The sequence below is a fragment of the Oleiphilus sp. HI0125 genome (genome assembly GCF_001635355.1).
The window spans coordinates 1-1,015 of the sequence record NZ_LWGF01001208.1; the positions used below are offsets into that span (position 1 = coordinate 1).

Consider the following 1,015-nt stretch of genomic DNA (forward strand, 5'->3'; position numbering starts at 1 on the left):
AGAATGCCTGTTACATCCCAGCCGTAATCCAGAGCTAAGCAAAGCGCAAATTGAAGCCTACTTAAAACAATACCTAAATGTGGACGTTGTATTCTGGCTACCTTTAGGGCTCTATGCCGATGAAGACACTAACGGACACATCGATAACATACTGCATGTCGTAGCACCGGGTGAGGTAGTCTTAACGTGGTGTGACGATCCATCTGATCCTCAATATGAGATTTCACGACTAGCTGAACGTGCTCTCAACTCTCATCCTGATGCACAAGGTCGGACCATAACGATCCGTAAAATCACAATGCCCGGCCCCTTATTTATGAGTGGAGAAGAAGCGGATAGCTTCGACGCCGAGCCGCATGAATCTCGTTATGAAGGCGTGCGACTTGCAGCAAGTTATGCCAATTTTCTAATCACCAACCAACAAATCATTTTCCCGTTGTTAGATCCAAAAACAGATGCTCAAGCCGCTGAAGTTCTTCAACAGGCGTTTCCTGATTATCAGGTCACGGGAATAAAAGGTGGACGGGAAATATTATTAGGCGGCGGTAATATTCATTGCGTCACGCAACAAATCCCTAAAGCGTCCTAACAAAATCTGTTAAGCCTCCAGGGATAGTACGTTGGCTAGGTATCGAATTCATTCTGACTGAATAACACTCTCTCAGATATAGAATGATCGTAGCGCGCAGATATCGCATTAACGGCATTAATGCGTGGCAGCAAGCCTTGTCCGTTGGCCAATTGAATAGCTAGACCTGGTCGCGCATTCAACTCCATCAGCAAGGGGCCTAAGTCTTTGTCTAAGACTAGGTCGACACCCAAATAACCAAGATTCGTGATTTCATAGCAACGCGCCGACAAAGCCAGCAAGTCATCCCATCGCGGAATATTAAGCTTCGTGAGATCTTTGCCTGTATCAGGGTGAAAGATCACTGGGTTGTCGCGCATAACTGCACGCAACGTACTGCCATTACGGATGGATAAACCAACACCAACAGCCCCTTGATGCAAGTTA

General features: G+C 46.4%; 2 protein-coding genes. One reads left to right on the plus strand and one right to left on the minus strand.

The window, feature by feature from the left end:
* Positions 1-589: agmatine deiminase family protein (locus A3762_RS21080; protein ID WP_197469467.1), on the plus strand; the 589-nt coding region annotated here is incomplete at its 5' end.
* A 35-nt stretch (positions 590-624) separates the two neighbouring features.
* Here the strand turns inward: A3762_RS21080 and A3762_RS21085 are convergent.
* On the minus strand, positions 625-1,015 hold a 391-nt coding region (locus A3762_RS21085), incomplete at its 5' end, for a sugar-transfer associated ATP-grasp domain-containing protein (protein WP_304439313.1).